Source organism: Rhodococcus sp. P4_F3_2 (assembly GCF_056401335.1).
In genome coordinates, this window is the sequence record NZ_JBFUJN010000063.1 from 1 (window position 1) to 14,608 (window position 14,608).

Genomic DNA, 14,608 nt, shown 5'->3' on the forward strand with positions numbered 1-14,608 from the left:
AATTGCGTCGCTGCCACCCGGTGCGCCCATCCCGCCAGAGATCATCAACCCGTGCCTGAGTGCGCCGTCCACGACGGCGACAGCTGCGCCGACGACCACGGTCGGGCTCCCCGGCGCGCAGGCTCCAGGCGGTGGCCCGAACGTCGGCGCGAATGCTCCGACGAACTTCCCCACCTACAACGGCACCCCCATCGTCCCCGTCCCCGGCGCCGCGCAACCAGGACAGCCCGGAACGCCCGGCGCACCAACACAGCCGGGTGTGCAGAACCCGGCAGGAGTTCCTGTTCCGTCGACCGCCGACGGGCCTGCCCCGACTATTCCGCAGCCTGCCGGGTCGACCGCACCCACGGCGACGACAGATCGCGGCCCCGGGCCGATCCCCACGGATTCGGATTCGAATACCGCACCGGCCCAGCCGGTTCCGGACCCGGCAGCAGATGTCGCTACATCCGGGGAGGGCGAAGATCGTGACCGGTATCTCGAACTCACCCTGATCGGCGCTGCGGCGTTCACCGCTGCGGGTATCGGAGTGCGCGGGCGGCCGGGACCTTTCAGCCCCCGCACACCTGAATCAGTGCTCTCCCAGGTCGTCGGAACGATCACATCGCCGTTGGTGGCGTATGCGCGCGGTGGTCAGTCCGCGTTGCGGGTGTTCGATCCGATCACCGGCGGAAGCCGGTTCTTCTTCCTGATCCACGACGAAACGTCGTCGCACGAATCCGTGATCCCGGTGACGGTGCCGCCCGGCGGTCACATGAGTGTCAACCCCGATGGCACGGTCACCGTCTTCGACGCCGACGGAAATCCGGTCTCGACAATCGATGCCCCGTGGGCGTACGACGCCAACGGCACTCCTGTTCCGACGCATTACGAGATCCGGGACGGGCAACTCGTCCAGGTCGTCGACACCGCCGGTATCGAGATCCTGCTCTACCCGATCCTCGCCGACCCGGAGCTGACACCGGAAGAACGTGCTGCGCTCGAAGCGCAGGCGAACTTCATCGGCCCGATGACCCCGGAGGGCGAACAAGCACGCCGGGACGCACAAAACGTCCTCGCCGCCAACCCCCCGGAGTCGGCGGATTCAGACCTCGGCCAGCTCATGGTCGGTGACCCCAACCACGAGRTCTCCGAACCACCGATCACCGACACAGGAACCGGAAACCCTGTCGGCGACGCGATACTCGCCGATCAAACCCAGGAGCCGATCACTTCGAACATCGGCGGGCACGACTACACCACAGAACCCGCGGACCCAGCGGATTCAGACCTCGGCCAGCTCATGTCCGGTGACCCTAACTCCGAGGTCTCCGAACCACCGATCACCGAAACAGGAACCGGAAACCCCGTCGGCGACGCAATACTCGCCGATCAAACCCAGGAGCCGATCACTTCGAACATCGGCAGGCAGGACTACACCACCGAACCTGTCGTCACTGACACCTCCTTCACGGACGAAAACGGAACCAACTGGTCCGGCACACCCTCGAAGGTGCCGAACGTGTGGAGTTGGACGTACACCGACGCGCAGGGAGAAGTACACGACCTGCAGGTCACCTACGACGAGCAGGGACGCCCCTACCAGGTTTTCGACCATTCCAACTCGGAACTGTCCCTGTACGACTGGAGCACCGGCGAACCAGTTCGGATAGGCGACGCGCAGCATCTGGACCCCGGTGTCGCTTACGATCAGCCATACACCGACGAGATCATGAGCTTCGTTCTCCCACCATTGCGTGGGGGGCGTCTGATTGCTGGCGCAGTCCGGGCCGAAGACCTGATCGTCTCGAACCGGACAACACCCACCCGGCCCCCGACCAGCGCACCGTCCGTTCCGGCGCAGAGTGTTCCCCGGCCGGGCACACTGCCACCGCGCGGCATACCCGTCATCGACGGCACCGTTCCACCTGCCGAACATGACCAACCCACGATCCCTTCCGTGAATGAACCTGCACGCCCGGATCCCACGATTCCGGAACCCTCGCAACCCGCTTCGCCCGGCGATCCCGACCGCGGCCAGTGGGAACCATCCACGCCGGGGGAGATCGGTGATCCAGGGCCGAACCTGACACCAGGAATTTCTACCCCGAATGTTCCCTCGCCAGGTCACGTCGAGGAACCGAGTGAGCCGACTCTGCCCGATGTCGGSCAGGTGCCGGTGAATCCGGAYGCTCCCGGCGCTCCRCAGCAACCCGGMCYACCGGAATTCGACCCCTTCGCCACCGATCCGAGCACCATTCCCAGCCCYGGCGTCATCGAGGATCCGACGCAGCGACCCGCGGTCACGATGCCTCCCACACAGCCTGACAGCCCGGARGGRCCAGGGGTTGAACAGGATCCGTTGTGGTGGATGCCGTTCGCACGAGAAAAACCACCGCAACTCGCACCCGGGGAAACACCGCCGGACATCGTGGAGGTCGAAGGAGTCGGCCCGTTGGATCTGCGTACGCTGCAGTCCAGGATCATCGGTGATCGGGATAGCACCGATGTCGGTGTGTGGGGTGAAGCGAAGGAAGGTGACCGATACGACGCCGCTCTGAAGTTGAAGCCGTATCGGGTGTTTCAGGAACTCGTCACGTTGTTGGACGGCAAGTTCGCCTTCATCTTGCCGCTCGATGCCGCGAAGAACGGCGCGCTCAAATTCGACGGGTGGTTCCCGGACATGAACGTCATCGTCGACGCGAAACACATCTACGAGTTCATCTTCGACCGGAACGGTGAACCTCGCCTCACAGGGTGGTTCGCTGATACCTGGCGAGTGAAGTGGCCTGATACGGCACGGGCGCAGCTTGCTGCCCTCGCACAAGCTGGCATGGACGCGGAGCTCGTGTGGGTGATGCTCAACGAGCAATACGCTGAACTCGCCAGGGAAGGTTTCGAGCAAGCAGATGTCGTCGGTGTGACGGTGGAGACTATTACGCAATGGCTGGAAAGGACGGGGCGATGAGCATAGTCGGGCGATGGCCGACAGTGATCGGATATTGGGGCACGCGGGTGCAGACGAGTCAGGAGGTGGCGCAGACGATGCGGGCCTTCCTCGACGACCTGGAAGCGATCGACCCGGATTGGGCATTGCCGTGGGTGAATACGAAGCAGCGAAGTCGAGGTACTGCGGATCTCAGTGTGGACGGGTTGGTGCGAATCTTCGAGCACTCCCGCTCCGGGGAGATGGGATACTCGGATACCCCGGGGCCGGGCTACAGCATCAGTTTGTCGCCGGAAGACGGAACCGCGCGGGCGATCATCGCCTGGGTCGGCGGCGTGGAAACCAGTGCACCCAACAGTGTTCAGGTGGCGTTGCCGACGGAAAAGGATGTTCCCTCCGAACTGCGACGGTTGCTCGACCCAGGCATCGGAGACGCGATCATGAAAGTGATCGTCGAACATTGGGAACCGGATCGGGCTCGATGGAGCATCGGCGACTACAGGAAACTTCAGAATCGGTCGAAAGGCGAGGTCGAGGTGGGATGGGAGACGTACTTCCATTCCGGAATCACACTCGATCGCAGCATGCTGCCCCAATCTGCGGTGGTAGAGGAACTGCCCACTGGCACGTTGATCCGGCTGGGAGACAAGCCAATGGAGGTCGCTGCCGCCGACATCGTGGCAGTACGCGCAGCGTTCGGGTATCCGGTGTAGCGCCAGAGCCTGTTCGGATTGGCCGATCGTCTTCGAGTAGGAGTGACGTTGTCAGTCTCATCTCTACGCCTCGATCCGACGTCCGGGTTGACCGTCAAAGTCATCGCGCGGAAGGGACCGCCGGAAGCCGAATCGGTCACCGCAGCGCTGGCAGCGCGGTCACTGCAGTTCCTTCGAAAGTTTGATCCGGTCTTTGACGTCGACATGTATCGCTCCGTGAGGAATGACCTTCCCGACGGCGTCGCGGTCGAGCAGGCTTTGGCCTTGAATGGTGGTCAGGTCATCACCCCTCAGACAGCGACCTCCCTCGAAGCCGCAATGATCGAGAGCAGAAAGTCTCCTGATGCCGCAGGCGGGATCTACCCACTCTCATTCGGGCATCAACTCAGGTTGTTCACCGACGACGGAAACATCGAAATTCTCATCAATTTCGGGGGTATGGCAGGAGCTGGTTCCTTACTGAGCACCTTCATCTGGCCGTACCCGGGGGGCTTCGCTGATGAATCTCTGACCTCACTGTCATTGAAACTCGTCCAGGGCATGGCCGATATCTGGGACGCTCACACGGCCGTGCTCTACTGAGGTGTGAGCTCCGCATCCCGAGCGCGGGTGCGAGGGTGTCGGTTTCGGTGCTCATGTGGGGCTCCTTTGTGGTGGTGGTGGGTGGCGGGTCGTCGCTCAACCGCAGATGCAGTCCTCGTCGCCAGCTCTTTGCGCGGTGCAGGCGTAGTCGCCGGGGTCCGGGTAGCTGCACATCTGCGTGCCGTCTGCCATTGCAGGGCAGGAGGTTTGGCCGCAATCGCAGTTCGTCTCGTTGCTCATCGTTTTTCCTTTGCTCGAGGTTAATGGGTGGTTGTCGTTACTCGGCGTTGACGCACTGCGCGGCGTCGTCGTGCATGCGAGGGCAGGAGTAGTCACCGCACCCGCAAGTCAGTCCGGCGTAACGGATGGTTGCCGCGCTGTAGTCGTCGCCCTCGGTGTAGTCGTAGTCCTCGCTCATCGGTGACCTTTCGTTCGTGGCTGGGGACCAATCCCGTGCCCCGCCAATTTTTTTGCCCTTCTGGCATAGGAGAGTTGGACCGGCATTAGGGGGCCGGAGTGCAATTGGTGAGCGGAAGAGTTTTTCTGCGAGCTTGCGAGTGCGGGTTGAAAAAGTCTTTCGCGCCGAAGGCCGGAGCGAAGCGGAGTCAGCGGTTGCGCGCAGGTCACCGCCGGTCAAAATCGGAAGGCCAGAAGGGAAAACAAATAAAACGCTTTTCCGGAACGGAGCGAAGCGGAGTTCTCTTCGGGGGACACCGCAGGTGGCCGGGCCGCCGGGCAGGCGGATGCAGTAGGTGATCCGACCGACCGGGTTGAGTGCCAGGCATTTACTCATATGGAACTGAAAGCGGCAAACGGACCGTTTCCGCATCCGCACTTAAGGGCGAAAAGTCTTGTTTCACCTAGTCATAAAGTATGAATGGCCAGATTGCGGGGCTTTCCGCTACCGCTGATGTGACCGACGTCATGTTGCGGCAAATGTTCGGTTACCGGCTTTTGCGATACCGTCAGTTACATCAAGTTGGTTGCGGTCGATGCAGCCTTCGCGTCACAGGAGGTTTCGATGTCCCGTTCACGTATAGCTGTAGCTGCGCTGTTGGTCCCGGTCGCAGCCGGTGCTGTCGCTCTCCTCGGTGCGGGTGCCGCTTCTGCCGCAACCCCGTACTCCGGCAACGGGTATGTCGGCATTCGATTCGATCCGAACGAAACTCAATTCATTGCCGACACCAATGCCGCGGATTTCCTCGAGGTTGTTCCGAACGACTACTGGAGCATCGCCCTCGGCGAAGGCTCGATCTACAAGGGTGACGGCCAGTACGTCTACGCCAGCATCGATCAGTTGGTCGAGGAAACAGCGTCCCACCGCGGTGAAATCTCCTTCTCGCTCACCGATCCTGCGATCTGGAACAACAACATCTACATCCTCCAGAACTGGTGACATAGGTCGAGTTTGTACGCGTGGGGCCGGTGAGTGCATTGCTCACCGGCCCTTTTGGTTCGCTCAGGAGGTGGCCGGCACTTCGGTGATGGCGTCGGCTGTCACGAGCATGTCGATTTCGACGAGGTTGGTTCCGCCCGCATCGGTGACGTACACGGTCACCCCTGCCAGCCATTGCCCGTCGTGCATTCTCGCCCAGAATTTGAGAATGCCGTCGAGGTATCCGGACATGTAGAGCGCGGATGTTTTGACGCGCATGCTCACGTGATCGGCGCGTGATGCTCCCCCGCGTCCGAGCGGGAGGGCGCGGCCGATGTCTTGTGCACTACTGGACAATGACCAGTGGCTCATCAAGACCACAAAAGCAGAACGGGCGGGCAACGCGCCGATAGACGATTTTGGAACAAAACCTTAGCCGTCAAATCGTTATCCCTTCGCAATGAAGCATTTCGATTCGATTCCAAATCACTGATTTAGGTTTAGCACACCAAACGGTTTGGTTTTCGAAGCAATGTTCCATTCACGCGGAAGGACATTCCATTGAAGATTCACCGCTGGCCGCGCGCCCGCTCGCGTTTGATGACACCATTCGTCATCTTTCGGCCATCGTCGCAACCCTGCTGGCAGCACCCGGTGTTGCACACGCGGATCAGTACCGAAATGGGCATTGGATTTTCGGTTCGATCGAGCAGGAATTTATCCGTTTCCTCAACCCCAACGGATCGTCCAGAATTGGGGAACCGACCAGCGATGAACTGCTCGCCGGCTGGTCGGGCGAAGGGCGGTGGCAGGAATTCGGTTACTCAAATCGAATTTTCTGGACCGCGGCGGTCGATCCCGGACGTGGCCGTCAAGTCGGAGGGCTCATCCTGGCCAAATACCTTGCACCGGCCGTTGGATATGAAAAGGGAGACCTCGGATACCCGGTCACCTCGGAAGAGGCAGCTGTCGGTGGCCGCTACAACAACTTCCAGGGTGGAGCGATCACTTACCAAAACGGCGCCTTGGCCGCGTATGTAACGAAGGGCGATCTTCGGGCACAGTGGGGCGCTAGCGGATGGGAAACCGGACCTTACGGATTCCCAACCACGGATCCCTACCAATGCGCGTCGGACACGACCGCGAACACCGTATACGGCGGCTTAGGGCAAACCTTCCTCAACGGAAACAAATACCTCACCTCGGGCGCGGACGATTCGTTCATCAATCCTGGCAACGAGTCCGCCAGTAGTGCACGGAAAACGCTGACGTACAAGGGAACAACGAAGTACACCAGTGCTGTCGCATCCATGCGCTCCCAGTGGAACGGACAAGGACTGGTGCAAGTCAACCCGTCCTCGGATCCGAATCTCGCTAATGTGACGATCAGCGATGTCAACGTCCCTGGCGGAAACGTCGGTGTTTACAGCAAGGGCCAAAAGACCATTGTGTTCAATGACGCTTACCTGGACGGGGACGGCGTATTCAACACCACGTCTCGACGCAACAATGTCGTCACTCACGAATTCGGGCATGCTTTGGGAATGGGACATAGTTGCAAAACGGCCGTAATGGACCCGGTCAGCAGCGATGTCACTCAGCTGAACATCGTCGACAAAACCGCTCTCAAGCAGATGTGGAGTTTCCCATGACAAGACGTCACATCTTGAAACCCGCCACGGCCATATTCGCCTTCGCCACGGTCACTGCATTCTCTGTAGCGTGTTCAAGTCCGCCGCCTTCGAGCTCTGCGGTTGGACAAACTGCTCCAGCCGTTACGGCGCCCTATCAAGTCGACACGGTGGACGGCCTATTCCCGTACGACGTGTCCAACCCGCAGATGGTGGCATTTCAAGCCGATACCGTCGTCGTGGGAACAGTCACCGAAAAGTTGGTCTCCACGTCCAGGATGGGTGCCATCCCCGAAACCCAACACAAAATTCACGTCAATTCTGTTCTGAAAGGTGATGTAGGCGAGGAGATTATCGTTTCGCAGACTGGTGGAATCTCCGAGGACACCAACACCCTGACGATCCTCGACGATGTTCCCCTGCTGGACGTCGGATCTGCATACGTGCTCTCACTCGTGTTCGACCCGGCTGTAAACTTCTACACCGTCATCGCATTCGCGGGCCAGCAAGAGATTCCCGTCGACGAGGCCAAGGCCATCGAAGAAGCTCCACAGCAACGAGGTGGAACAGCGAACGAACCCGAAGCAGTGACCGTCATGCGTGACGCGATCGCCGATCCGGTCGACCCGTTCACCACGGAATAGATTTCACATCCCCAGGTCGGAGGGTTGCAAGCCAGCTATCAGGCATGCAACCCTCCGGCGTCACAATTTGAGCGGAAGACGGTAGATCTGATCGTCGTACACCGCGAGATTCATCACTGCCTCGTACGCCTCCGGGAGTGGTAGTCGACATGTTCCATCGACGGGAAAAGCAACCCTGACAGCGTTTCCTGTGGCGTCAACCAACCACACCACCGGTGTGGGAATGCTTGAGGCCGTGGGGCACTCACCGAACCACGGCGATTTGAGCGACTCTCGATTCAACTGCGCGACTACATGCGTCATGTCTCCCCTCCTGGTTGTCTGTAGAAGGACTGCCTCGCTCGAATCCTCTGTGTATTCGAGGAATTGGCACACAACTGCGGATGTCGGCTCGAAGTTGTCAGGAACCGTGCCCGCAGGAGGTAGAGGGTCCGGTAACGACTCCGGGGGCTGGACCGGCACAGGGATCGCGGCCGCGAGCACTTCCGGCGCCAAACATGTCGCGTGATCGACCGCCACTCCCGATGGCAACGCTGCGGGGGCGCGTCGATCGTCGAGGACGCGGAAGGCGATCACCCCGACCACTGCCAGAAGGGCGACCAAAACTGCCGATATGAGCCCTGTACGAGATCGCCGCATACCTAACACTATGCCGACCAGCTACTGGACACTGGACACGTTCAAACCTGGTCTACAAGATGTCGATTTTCACTGCCCTCGGTGGGTCAAATGTCCTGATCACGGGGTGATCGGGCCAGCGTTCGGTCCAGTGGTCGGTGTTGATCACTGTGCAGCCCTCAATGGCGGTGTCGCGGCGAGGCTGTTGTCGTCGACGGCGGCCCAGCGAAGTTGTCCGCTCTCGTCGCGGATCTCCATGCGTCCGGTGCGTTGCTGGAATCCCTTGCCGGCGGCCGCGACGTCGAGCTGAACGCCGGTCACTCGCCCTCTCCCCGCTGATAATCCCGAATACCCGGAGACGCGAGACGAGATCCGCAGATCCGGACCGTCCCATTGCCCCTCAGTGACTATGAGCAGCGATCCCTTACTCCTCGCACGTGCAGCGACCGCTCTTCCCCGTGAGGGCGTCACAGAGCCACCGGCGAGGCCCAGGACAACGACGTCGAAACCCTCCAGCAGAATTGCGGCGCAGTCGATTTCGGCGTCCTTTGGTTGGGACACGAGGGCGACCTTTGTGCTCGTGGAAGGCGAGAAGTCCGAGGCCGGGCATTCCGATCACGGCGACGTGTCCTCCACCAGCGGTGACGGTGGCGAGTAGTCCAATGAGGACCGATGCTGCGCCGTCGACGCTGACGACGGTTCCTCTGGCCAAACCGCCGCGTGGGAGAAGATCACCGATCGGGTCCGGAACGGGAAGCATCCTGAGGGTTGATTGCGCCGTGGCCACGATCGGAGTCGGCTCTTTTTCGCCGACGGCTTTGAGCATCACCGACGGCGTAGCGGGTTCGGTGCCGTCCGAGCGGGCAGGAATCGAAGCCATCTTGCGGCGTAGCTGTTCGAGCTTTTCCGCTTTGGTCAGCACCGTTGTTGCTGATGAGTGGGGCTGTTGGTTCATCGTCGCCCCGCTTTCCTGGATCCGCGCGTACTTCTCGCACACCCAGGATACTCGAACACAAGTTCGATCAGAACCGTATCGAAAGAGGTCTAGATCGCTACTGTCGGGCCACTGGCTCGAGCAAGCTCGGATCGTTGTTCCCCGGAGAGTTCACAGCGGTCGAGACTTCGTACGGTTCGAGGTGCGGCTCCGGCACGGAGTTGATCATGGCCTGGACTTCACCTTTGTCGGTGAGTTTCGGATCGAGCCAGTGTTCCCAGAACGATTCGGGCAGGATCAGCGGGGACCTGTCGTGGATGTGTCCCGTGGCATCGCTGGCTGGCCGAGTCAGGACTGTACAGGTCCATACCCACCTGTTCGGATCATCTTCGGGCAGTTCAGGATCGGGCCACAATTCGTACAGTCCGGCCATCGCGAGGATGTTGTCCTTGCCGTGAAGGAAGTAGGGAATCTTCGCCCCTGCTTCACTTTTCATCCACTCGTAATATCCCGTGGCCGGGATAATGGCGCGCCGTTTGGAAGCACTATTTCTGAACGACGGCTTCTCCGTGACACTTTCACTGCGGGCGTTGATCAGCTTGGACGCCATCTTCCGGTCTTTTGACCAACCCGGCAACAAGCCCCATTGGGCAGTCCTGAGCTGGCGCTGAGGACCGGGGTCAGGGTCCTCGTGCAGCGTTCGTTCGAGGATCACGCGAACAGGCTGAGTGGGTGCGACGTTGTACGACGGGGGCAGTTCATCGCCCACGGTCTGCATAGTGTCGAAGAACGACTGCAATTCCTTATCTGAGCTTCGGTTGGCGTAGCGACCGCACATGGCCTGACCTCCTGTTAACCGGTTCCTGTCCCATTGAACAGTGTGGGTCCGACTTCCACGCTCAGGTGTCGTGTGATGATCTCTGCGAAGACGTCACAAGCAGGGAAAGGGGTAGCGCGATCAACGGTCCTCGGCCGGCATCTGCCGATGTTGCATTAGCGGTCGCTGCCGCCACCGTTCTCGGTGTCACTGTCGGGGTTCTTCTAGCCGACGTGGTGGCAGGTGTCGCTGTCGGAGCCGGTATCGCGGTGGTGTTCCGCTTCGTGTTGCGGACGATCATCACCCGAAAATGACCTGTTGCACTGGTCAGCGGCTCGGAATAACTCTGCGGGGATGCTCGTTGTAGAGGCTGTCGGTGTTCGGTTCTTTGCCCCGGGTACCACCCCAGAAATGCCGCTTCGAGCGGCCACTTGCCGAGAGGCGCAAGACGGGCACCGACCCTGTGAAGCCGCTGACACCATTTCGGTGCCGGCGGCTTCGTCATCTGCCTCTATTGGGGGCGAGCTTCTTTCAACCGCCACACCCCGCCCGAACAACCCTGCGGCAACGGCGGCAACACGTGGCCGGCAACATCGGTGCTGACCCGGCGAGCGTCACCGCAGTCGCATTCGTAGAAGCCGCTGACCGGCGCTTTTTGTCCCGGATGATAGGTCTGTTCAGCTGTACTCATAACTGGATTTCTTTCCCGGATAGCGCATCTTCAAACAACATGCTCAGTGCCGACCGGGAAGGTCGACTGGCGGATGTGCAGTATTCGAAACGTGCAGTATTCCTTCACAGCAATTGCGGTAACTCGAATTCGATCGTTGTCGGGGCCAGGCCGAACTCGGGATATGCCACGGTGATCCACAATGGCCCCTGAGGCGGCGGGCTGAGGAAGTATTCGCCGCCGGTGGTGATGCCGAACAGGTTCTCGGCGATACCACGCCACGAACGGCCACTGTACAACCACGGCTCGTTCGGGTCGTCGGGGTAGTCGCCGGGGTGGGTCGAGTTCGCGAGAATAGGCCCGGTGATGGTGTCGACAATAAGTCGAATTCTGTGCGGTTCACCGGGTTTGATCCGGGATCCGAAATTCATCTGTTCGTTGCTCGGCTGGTTCAGAGATGGCATCTGTTCGACTGTTGTTTCGTGGGCCACGACATGAAAAGCCAGCCCGGTGCGGAACAACCGCAGGCTGTTCAACCGGAGATCGATGTCTGAGTTGGTCTTGAAGTGCAGAGCTATGTCGTATGACGCGCGAAGTTCCGTATCCCCCTGAGGGACCTTTCGATCGTCGGGAAGATCGCGGCTACGAATCAGTTGTTCGGTGCGGGATCGTTCAGGACGGTTCAGGGCGTCAAGTTGCGTTGCCAGTCTCGGATCCGGGATGTCGTCGCCGGCCAGTCGAAGGACCTGTCCACTGCGCAGCACGTGTGCATCCCACTGCGGAGTGGACCGTACGTAGGCGGAATTGATGCGTTCCGACATGTTGTGATCCTCTCGCCCCGGGTGTTTACAAGATCGTATTCCGCCGCCGACCGGATGCAGATGTCCGAAAACTCGGCACCTAGGGGAAATCCCAACTCAACCAGCCCTCGTCCACACTCGGAACCCAACCGCCGCACGGTTGTCCGTGCTCCAACGACGAAGCGACATCCTGCAAGAGTGCGGCGACGGATGGCCAGGTAGTTCCCTGGTCAGCACTGTCTCCGAGAAATTCGCGTACACATCCGCTGGCTTGCCCGGACCGGGTGTCGACGAACAGCAGATCTCCGCGAATGTTGCCGGCTATCGGAATGTACGCAGACAGGTATGTGCCGGTAACAGTTCCGGCCGGCTGATCAAGCAAAGTGATGCCGCCGACAGCTGTCGTCGTCTCCGCCCACTGGCCTGTCATCGATTCCCACACCGAAAGGACGCGGTCCAATGGGAACGGTTGAAACTCCGGAAATATCAAGGCCGAATGCCCACCGTCGGGGTTTCCGTTCTGCAAACCGAACCACGTCCGAAGCTCAGTCGGCCACTTCCTTCCCGTCGCGGCTTCCACCGAGTCGATGACACTTGTGTCCGCCGGCGCATCAATCGCGGCAGCCGTAACCGGAGCTTCCCTCAGACACCAATCGTGGAGCCTGCGCCAGTTCTCTTCAACATTCATGGACGCACGCTACCGAACCAGCTGATCGCCAGGAGGTTGAGACGCGTTCCTCACCACCGGCACCCCACGCAATCACGTCAGCGTCAGATCGACGAGTATCCCGATTTCCCTGACCCAGGGGCCATCTCGCGGCGGAAGCATCGCACTGCTCCAGCCCCGAGGGTCCGCAGGGATGGGAATCTCAGGAACCAACCCGGACCTAAACCCACTCTGACCTTCTCTGACGGGTCCGAGAACGTCGACCCCTACGCGATGTCTGCCATCGGTATCAGGCGAGCTGGTCCGGGTGATCAGTTGCCGATCCACAACCGTTCCAGCGACTTGCGCTTCGGCAGGGATTACCCCAGCCCAGTCGGCCTCGAATACCCCCGACAACTGCACAACACCCTCGTAAGGGGTGGTCGACCGGAAATAGGCACACCACCGATCTCCATAGAGCAACATCGCGTACGTCCCCGGGTGGTTCTGCCCACAGGAGTCGATCCAATCTTGCGACAATCGGCCCTCGTTCAACTGTTCCACTCGCGCTTCAACGTCGGTGCAGAAGCGTGGAGGCGTCGCTGCCCCCGCTTGTCGGAACGCAATTGTGTACTCGACATGGTCGCCCACACTCGGAATATCGACTACCCCGTCCATGATCAGTTCCTCAGGAACGATGATCCGCAATTCCACCACCTTGCCTCCCGGCTCAAGCCCTATCGCCCCTACCCATTACAACGCAGAGGACGAAGCCAAGTGGTCGGATGCACCGTAAACGGCATTTCCTGAGGGAATTCAGTTCTGGCAGAGAACAGTTGCATCCATTGCAACATTGATGCATCTAGTACCTGATGATCCGCCGCGCTCGACGCCACTCGACCATGACTGTCGTAGGTTGAGATTCCTGGGCAAACGACAGCCGCACCGACGCGGCTATGTTGCATCTAGTCGAATAAATCCAGGTTGACTTCATCGGCGGTTTTGTCGTTGCGCAGCCCCCGAAAGGATGGATGCCGAAGGCTGCCGCCGGTGAACTCCCTGTATTCCACATCGCAGACCAGGACAGGTCTTGACCAGGAAGCATTGCGGGTGACCGCTCTCGGCGGCTCGACGGTGAACGGGCTGATCGATTGTTCGAGCTCGACGAGCTTGTCGCGCAGTTCGCGGCGCTGCCGATCCGTCAGGCCCGTACCAACGTTTCCGATATATCTGAGGCCCCCCGAATCGTCGTGGGCGCCGAGGATCAGCGATCCGACTCCTCCTGCCGCACCTCCCGATCCGGGGAGGAAGCCGCACACTACGGCCTCACAATTAGCTCTCAGAGGCGTTTTGATCCAATCCCGAGATCGCTTGCCAGGCTGGTAGATCGAGGCAATATTCTTGGCGACTATACCTTCCAGATGATGTTTACGGGCTACCTCGAGCATGGTCGGGCCGTCGACGTTGAGCCAGTGCGGCGGGACTTTGATGCGCGGGTGCTCGAGGCTGAGGTTGGCGAGCGCTTCGCGGCGCTCGAGGTAGGGCAGATCGGTGGTGGAGGTGCCGTCGATGTCGAGGATGTCGAACACGTAGTACGAGGTCACGGCCTCGTTGCGGAGCTGAGCGGTGGGTCGCAGGACGTGCATGCGGCGTTGCAACAGGGAGAAGGACGGGACACCGTCAGGTCCGAGTGCGACGATTTCCCCGTCGAGGACGGTTTCTCGGTGATCGAGCACAGAGCGGAGTGCATCGACGATCTCGGGGAATGATGCGCTGATGTTGTTTCCGTTGCGCGACCAGAGCACGGGCGACTCGGTACCTGTTGTGGTGATGGCTCTTTGGCCATCCCATTTCGACTCGAAGGCCCAGCGCTCTCCCGTGGGTGGATGCCCGAGTGTGGCGAGCATCGGCGGCACTGGCTTTCCGGTGGCGGCGCTCATTGCTCTACTGTGCGCGGGTTTGTACTGGTTTCGGCCGGTTTTCGGAGGTTGAGACAATAGCGAGATGAGCGAGAGTGCAGAACCGGATGAGGTTCAAGGGTGGAGCCCGGCCCCGGACGAGGGCCGGGGCCGGCCCGGTGCTGACTTCGGATGGTCGGTGGGCGTACCGGTACAAGGACGGCGCGGAACTGATCATGATGAAGATGCCGGAGCGTCCTGCCCCGGCGTAGGGGTATAGCAGTGAAGCCCGCACCGAATCCGTGCGGGCCTTCTTTGGTGAGTTATTCCTACTTGCTGTCCATGCTGTTCGCG

General features: G+C 60.4%; 17 protein-coding genes and 1 pseudogene. 8 read left to right on the top strand and 10 right to left on the bottom strand.

All coding sequences use genetic code 11. The annotated features are described in order from the left end of the window. The 3 genes from AC1DWA_RS32025 to AC1DWA_RS32035 form a co-directional block, all read left to right on the top strand. A partial coding sequence (locus AC1DWA_RS32025; protein ID WP_477917517.1) for a hypothetical protein occupies positions 1–2,947 on the top strand: 2,947 nt, incomplete at its 5' end. Further along, positions 2,923–3,639, top strand: coding sequence for an Imm52 family immunity protein (locus AC1DWA_RS32030; RefSeq protein ID WP_257207367.1), 717 nt, complete (start codon positions 2,923–2,925; stop codon positions 3,637–3,639). The genes AC1DWA_RS32025 and AC1DWA_RS32030, both read left to right, overlap by 25 nt. 48 nt (positions 3,640–3,687) lie before the next feature. Continuing rightward, the gene (locus AC1DWA_RS32035; RefSeq protein ID WP_477848174.1) at positions 3,688–4,221 is read left to right on the top strand and encodes a hypothetical protein; all 534 of its coding nucleotides are present in this window, start codon (positions 3,688–3,690) and stop codon (positions 4,219–4,221) included. 277 nt (positions 4,222–4,498) lie between these two features. On the opposite strand, the gene AC1DWA_RS32040 is transcribed toward AC1DWA_RS32035, so the two are convergent. Continuing rightward, the gene (locus tag AC1DWA_RS32040; RefSeq protein WP_477848176.1) at positions 4,499–4,639 is read right to left on the bottom strand and encodes a hypothetical protein; all 141 of its coding nucleotides are present in this window, start codon (positions 4,637–4,639) and stop codon (positions 4,499–4,501) included. Positions 4,640–5,242: 603 nt separating this feature from the next. Here AC1DWA_RS32040 and AC1DWA_RS32045 point away from each other — a divergent pair. Next, entirely contained in the window at positions 5,243–5,617 is a 375-nt protein-coding gene (locus AC1DWA_RS32045; RefSeq protein WP_477848178.1) for a hypothetical protein, read from the top strand. Positions 5,618–5,680: 63 nt separating this feature from the next. On the opposite strand, the gene AC1DWA_RS32050 is transcribed toward AC1DWA_RS32045, so the two are convergent. Then, positions 5,681–5,968, bottom strand: a complete 288-nt coding sequence (locus tag AC1DWA_RS32050) for a hypothetical protein (RefSeq protein ID WP_477848180.1) — start codon at positions 5,966–5,968, stop codon at positions 5,681–5,683. A 518-nt stretch (positions 5,969–6,486) separates the two neighbouring features. Between AC1DWA_RS32050 and AC1DWA_RS32055 the strand changes: the two genes are divergently transcribed. Both AC1DWA_RS32055 and AC1DWA_RS32060 read left to right on the top strand, forming a co-directional pair. After that, the gene (locus AC1DWA_RS32055) at positions 6,487–7,248 is read left to right on the top strand and encodes a matrixin family metalloprotease (protein ID WP_477848200.1); all 762 of its coding nucleotides are present in this window, start codon (positions 6,487–6,489) and stop codon (positions 7,246–7,248) included. Between the two features lie 149 nt (positions 7,249–7,397). Continuing rightward, positions 7,398–7,871 (top strand): hypothetical protein, encoded by a 474-nt coding sequence (locus AC1DWA_RS32060; RefSeq protein WP_477848182.1) that lies wholly within the window; start codon positions 7,398–7,400, stop codon positions 7,869–7,871. Between the two features lie 60 nt (positions 7,872–7,931). Here the strand turns inward: AC1DWA_RS32060 and AC1DWA_RS32065 are convergent, their stop codons facing one another. From AC1DWA_RS32065 to AC1DWA_RS32075, 3 genes and pseudogenes are all read right to left on the bottom strand, one after another. Beyond that, the gene (locus tag AC1DWA_RS32065) at positions 7,932–8,510 is read right to left on the bottom strand and encodes a hypothetical protein (RefSeq protein WP_477848184.1); all 579 of its coding nucleotides are present in this window, start codon (positions 8,508–8,510) and stop codon (positions 7,932–7,934) included. Positions 8,511–8,654: 144 nt separating this feature from the next. Then, positions 8,655–9,444 (bottom strand): annotated as a pseudogene (locus tag AC1DWA_RS32070) (hypothetical protein). A 97-nt stretch (positions 9,445–9,541) separates the two neighbouring features. Beyond that, positions 9,542–10,261 carry an SOS response-associated peptidase gene (locus tag AC1DWA_RS32075; protein WP_477848186.1) on the bottom strand — a complete coding sequence of 240 codons (720 nt, stop codon included), beginning with the start codon at positions 10,259–10,261 and terminating at the stop codon, positions 9,542–9,544. A gap of 65 nt (positions 10,262–10,326) precedes the next feature. Between AC1DWA_RS32075 and AC1DWA_RS32080 the strand changes: the two genes are divergently transcribed. Next, on the top strand, positions 10,327–10,554 hold the full coding sequence (locus AC1DWA_RS32080) for a hypothetical protein (RefSeq protein WP_477848188.1): 228 nt from the start codon (positions 10,327–10,329) through the stop codon (positions 10,552–10,554). Between the two features lie 197 nt (positions 10,555–10,751). Here AC1DWA_RS32080 and AC1DWA_RS32085 read toward each other — a convergent pair whose 3' ends face one another. The 5 genes from AC1DWA_RS32085 to ligD form a co-directional block, all read right to left on the bottom strand. Further along, positions 10,752–10,931 (bottom strand): hypothetical protein, encoded by a 180-nt coding sequence (locus tag AC1DWA_RS32085; protein ID WP_477848190.1) that lies wholly within the window; start codon positions 10,929–10,931, stop codon positions 10,752–10,754. Between the two features lie 104 nt (positions 10,932–11,035). Continuing rightward, the gene (locus tag AC1DWA_RS32090; protein WP_477848192.1) at positions 11,036–11,731 is read right to left on the bottom strand and encodes a hypothetical protein; all 696 of its coding nucleotides are present in this window, start codon (positions 11,729–11,731) and stop codon (positions 11,036–11,038) included. 79 nt (positions 11,732–11,810) lie between these two features. Continuing rightward, complete coding sequence (locus AC1DWA_RS32095) at positions 11,811–12,398, bottom strand: SMI1/KNR4 family protein (RefSeq protein WP_477848194.1); 588 nt, start codon at positions 12,396–12,398, stop codon at positions 11,811–11,813. A 72-nt stretch (positions 12,399–12,470) separates the two neighbouring features. Further along, positions 12,471–13,073: a hypothetical protein gene (locus AC1DWA_RS32100; protein ID WP_477917519.1), complete on the bottom strand. Its 603-nt coding sequence runs from the start codon at positions 13,071–13,073 to the stop codon at positions 12,471–12,473. Between the two features lie 248 nt (positions 13,074–13,321). After that, entirely contained in the window at positions 13,322–14,296 is a 975-nt protein-coding gene (gene ligD / locus AC1DWA_RS32105) for a non-homologous end-joining DNA ligase (protein ID WP_477848196.1), read from the bottom strand. 74 nt (positions 14,297–14,370) lie between these two features. Here ligD and AC1DWA_RS32110 point away from each other — a divergent pair, with 74 nt between their 5' ends. Further along, positions 14,371–14,526, top strand: a complete 156-nt coding sequence (locus AC1DWA_RS32110; protein ID WP_477917520.1) for a hypothetical protein — start codon at positions 14,371–14,373, stop codon at positions 14,524–14,526. The last annotated feature ends 82 nt before the right edge of the window (positions 14,527–14,608 follow it).

Coding starts and splice junctions, on each gene's coding strand:
- ligD (WP_477848196.1), bottom strand. CDS start 14,296: ATGAGCGCCGCCACCGGAAAGCCAGTGCCGCCGATGCTCGCCACACTC.
- AC1DWA_RS32065 (WP_477848184.1), bottom strand. CDS start 8,510: ATGCGGCGATCTCGTACAGGGCTCATATCGGCAGTTTTGGTCGCCCTT.
- AC1DWA_RS32030 (WP_257207367.1), top strand. CDS start 2,923: ATGGCTGGAAAGGACGGGGCGATGAGCATAGTCGGGCGATGGCCGACA.
- AC1DWA_RS32090 (WP_477848192.1), bottom strand. CDS start 11,731: ATGTCGGAACGCATCAATTCCGCCTACGTACGGTCCACTCCGCAGTGG.
- AC1DWA_RS32045 (WP_477848178.1), top strand. CDS start 5,243: ATGTCCCGTTCACGTATAGCTGTAGCTGCGCTGTTGGTCCCGGTCGCA.
- AC1DWA_RS32095 (WP_477848194.1), bottom strand. CDS start 12,398: ATGAATGTTGAAGAGAACTGGCGCAGGCTCCACGATTGGTGTCTGAGG.
- AC1DWA_RS32085 (WP_477848190.1), bottom strand. CDS start 10,931: ATGAGTACAGCTGAACAGACCTATCATCCGGGACAAAAAGCGCCGGTC.
- AC1DWA_RS32050 (WP_477848180.1), bottom strand. CDS start 5,968: ATGAGCCACTGGTCATTGTCCAGTAGTGCACAAGACATCGGCCGCGCC.
- AC1DWA_RS32075 (WP_477848186.1), bottom strand. CDS start 10,261: ATGTGCGGTCGCTACGCCAACCGAAGCTCAGATAAGGAATTGCAGTCG.
- AC1DWA_RS32040 (WP_477848176.1), bottom strand. CDS start 4,639: ATGAGCGAGGACTACGACTACACCGAGGGCGACGACTACAGCGCGGCA.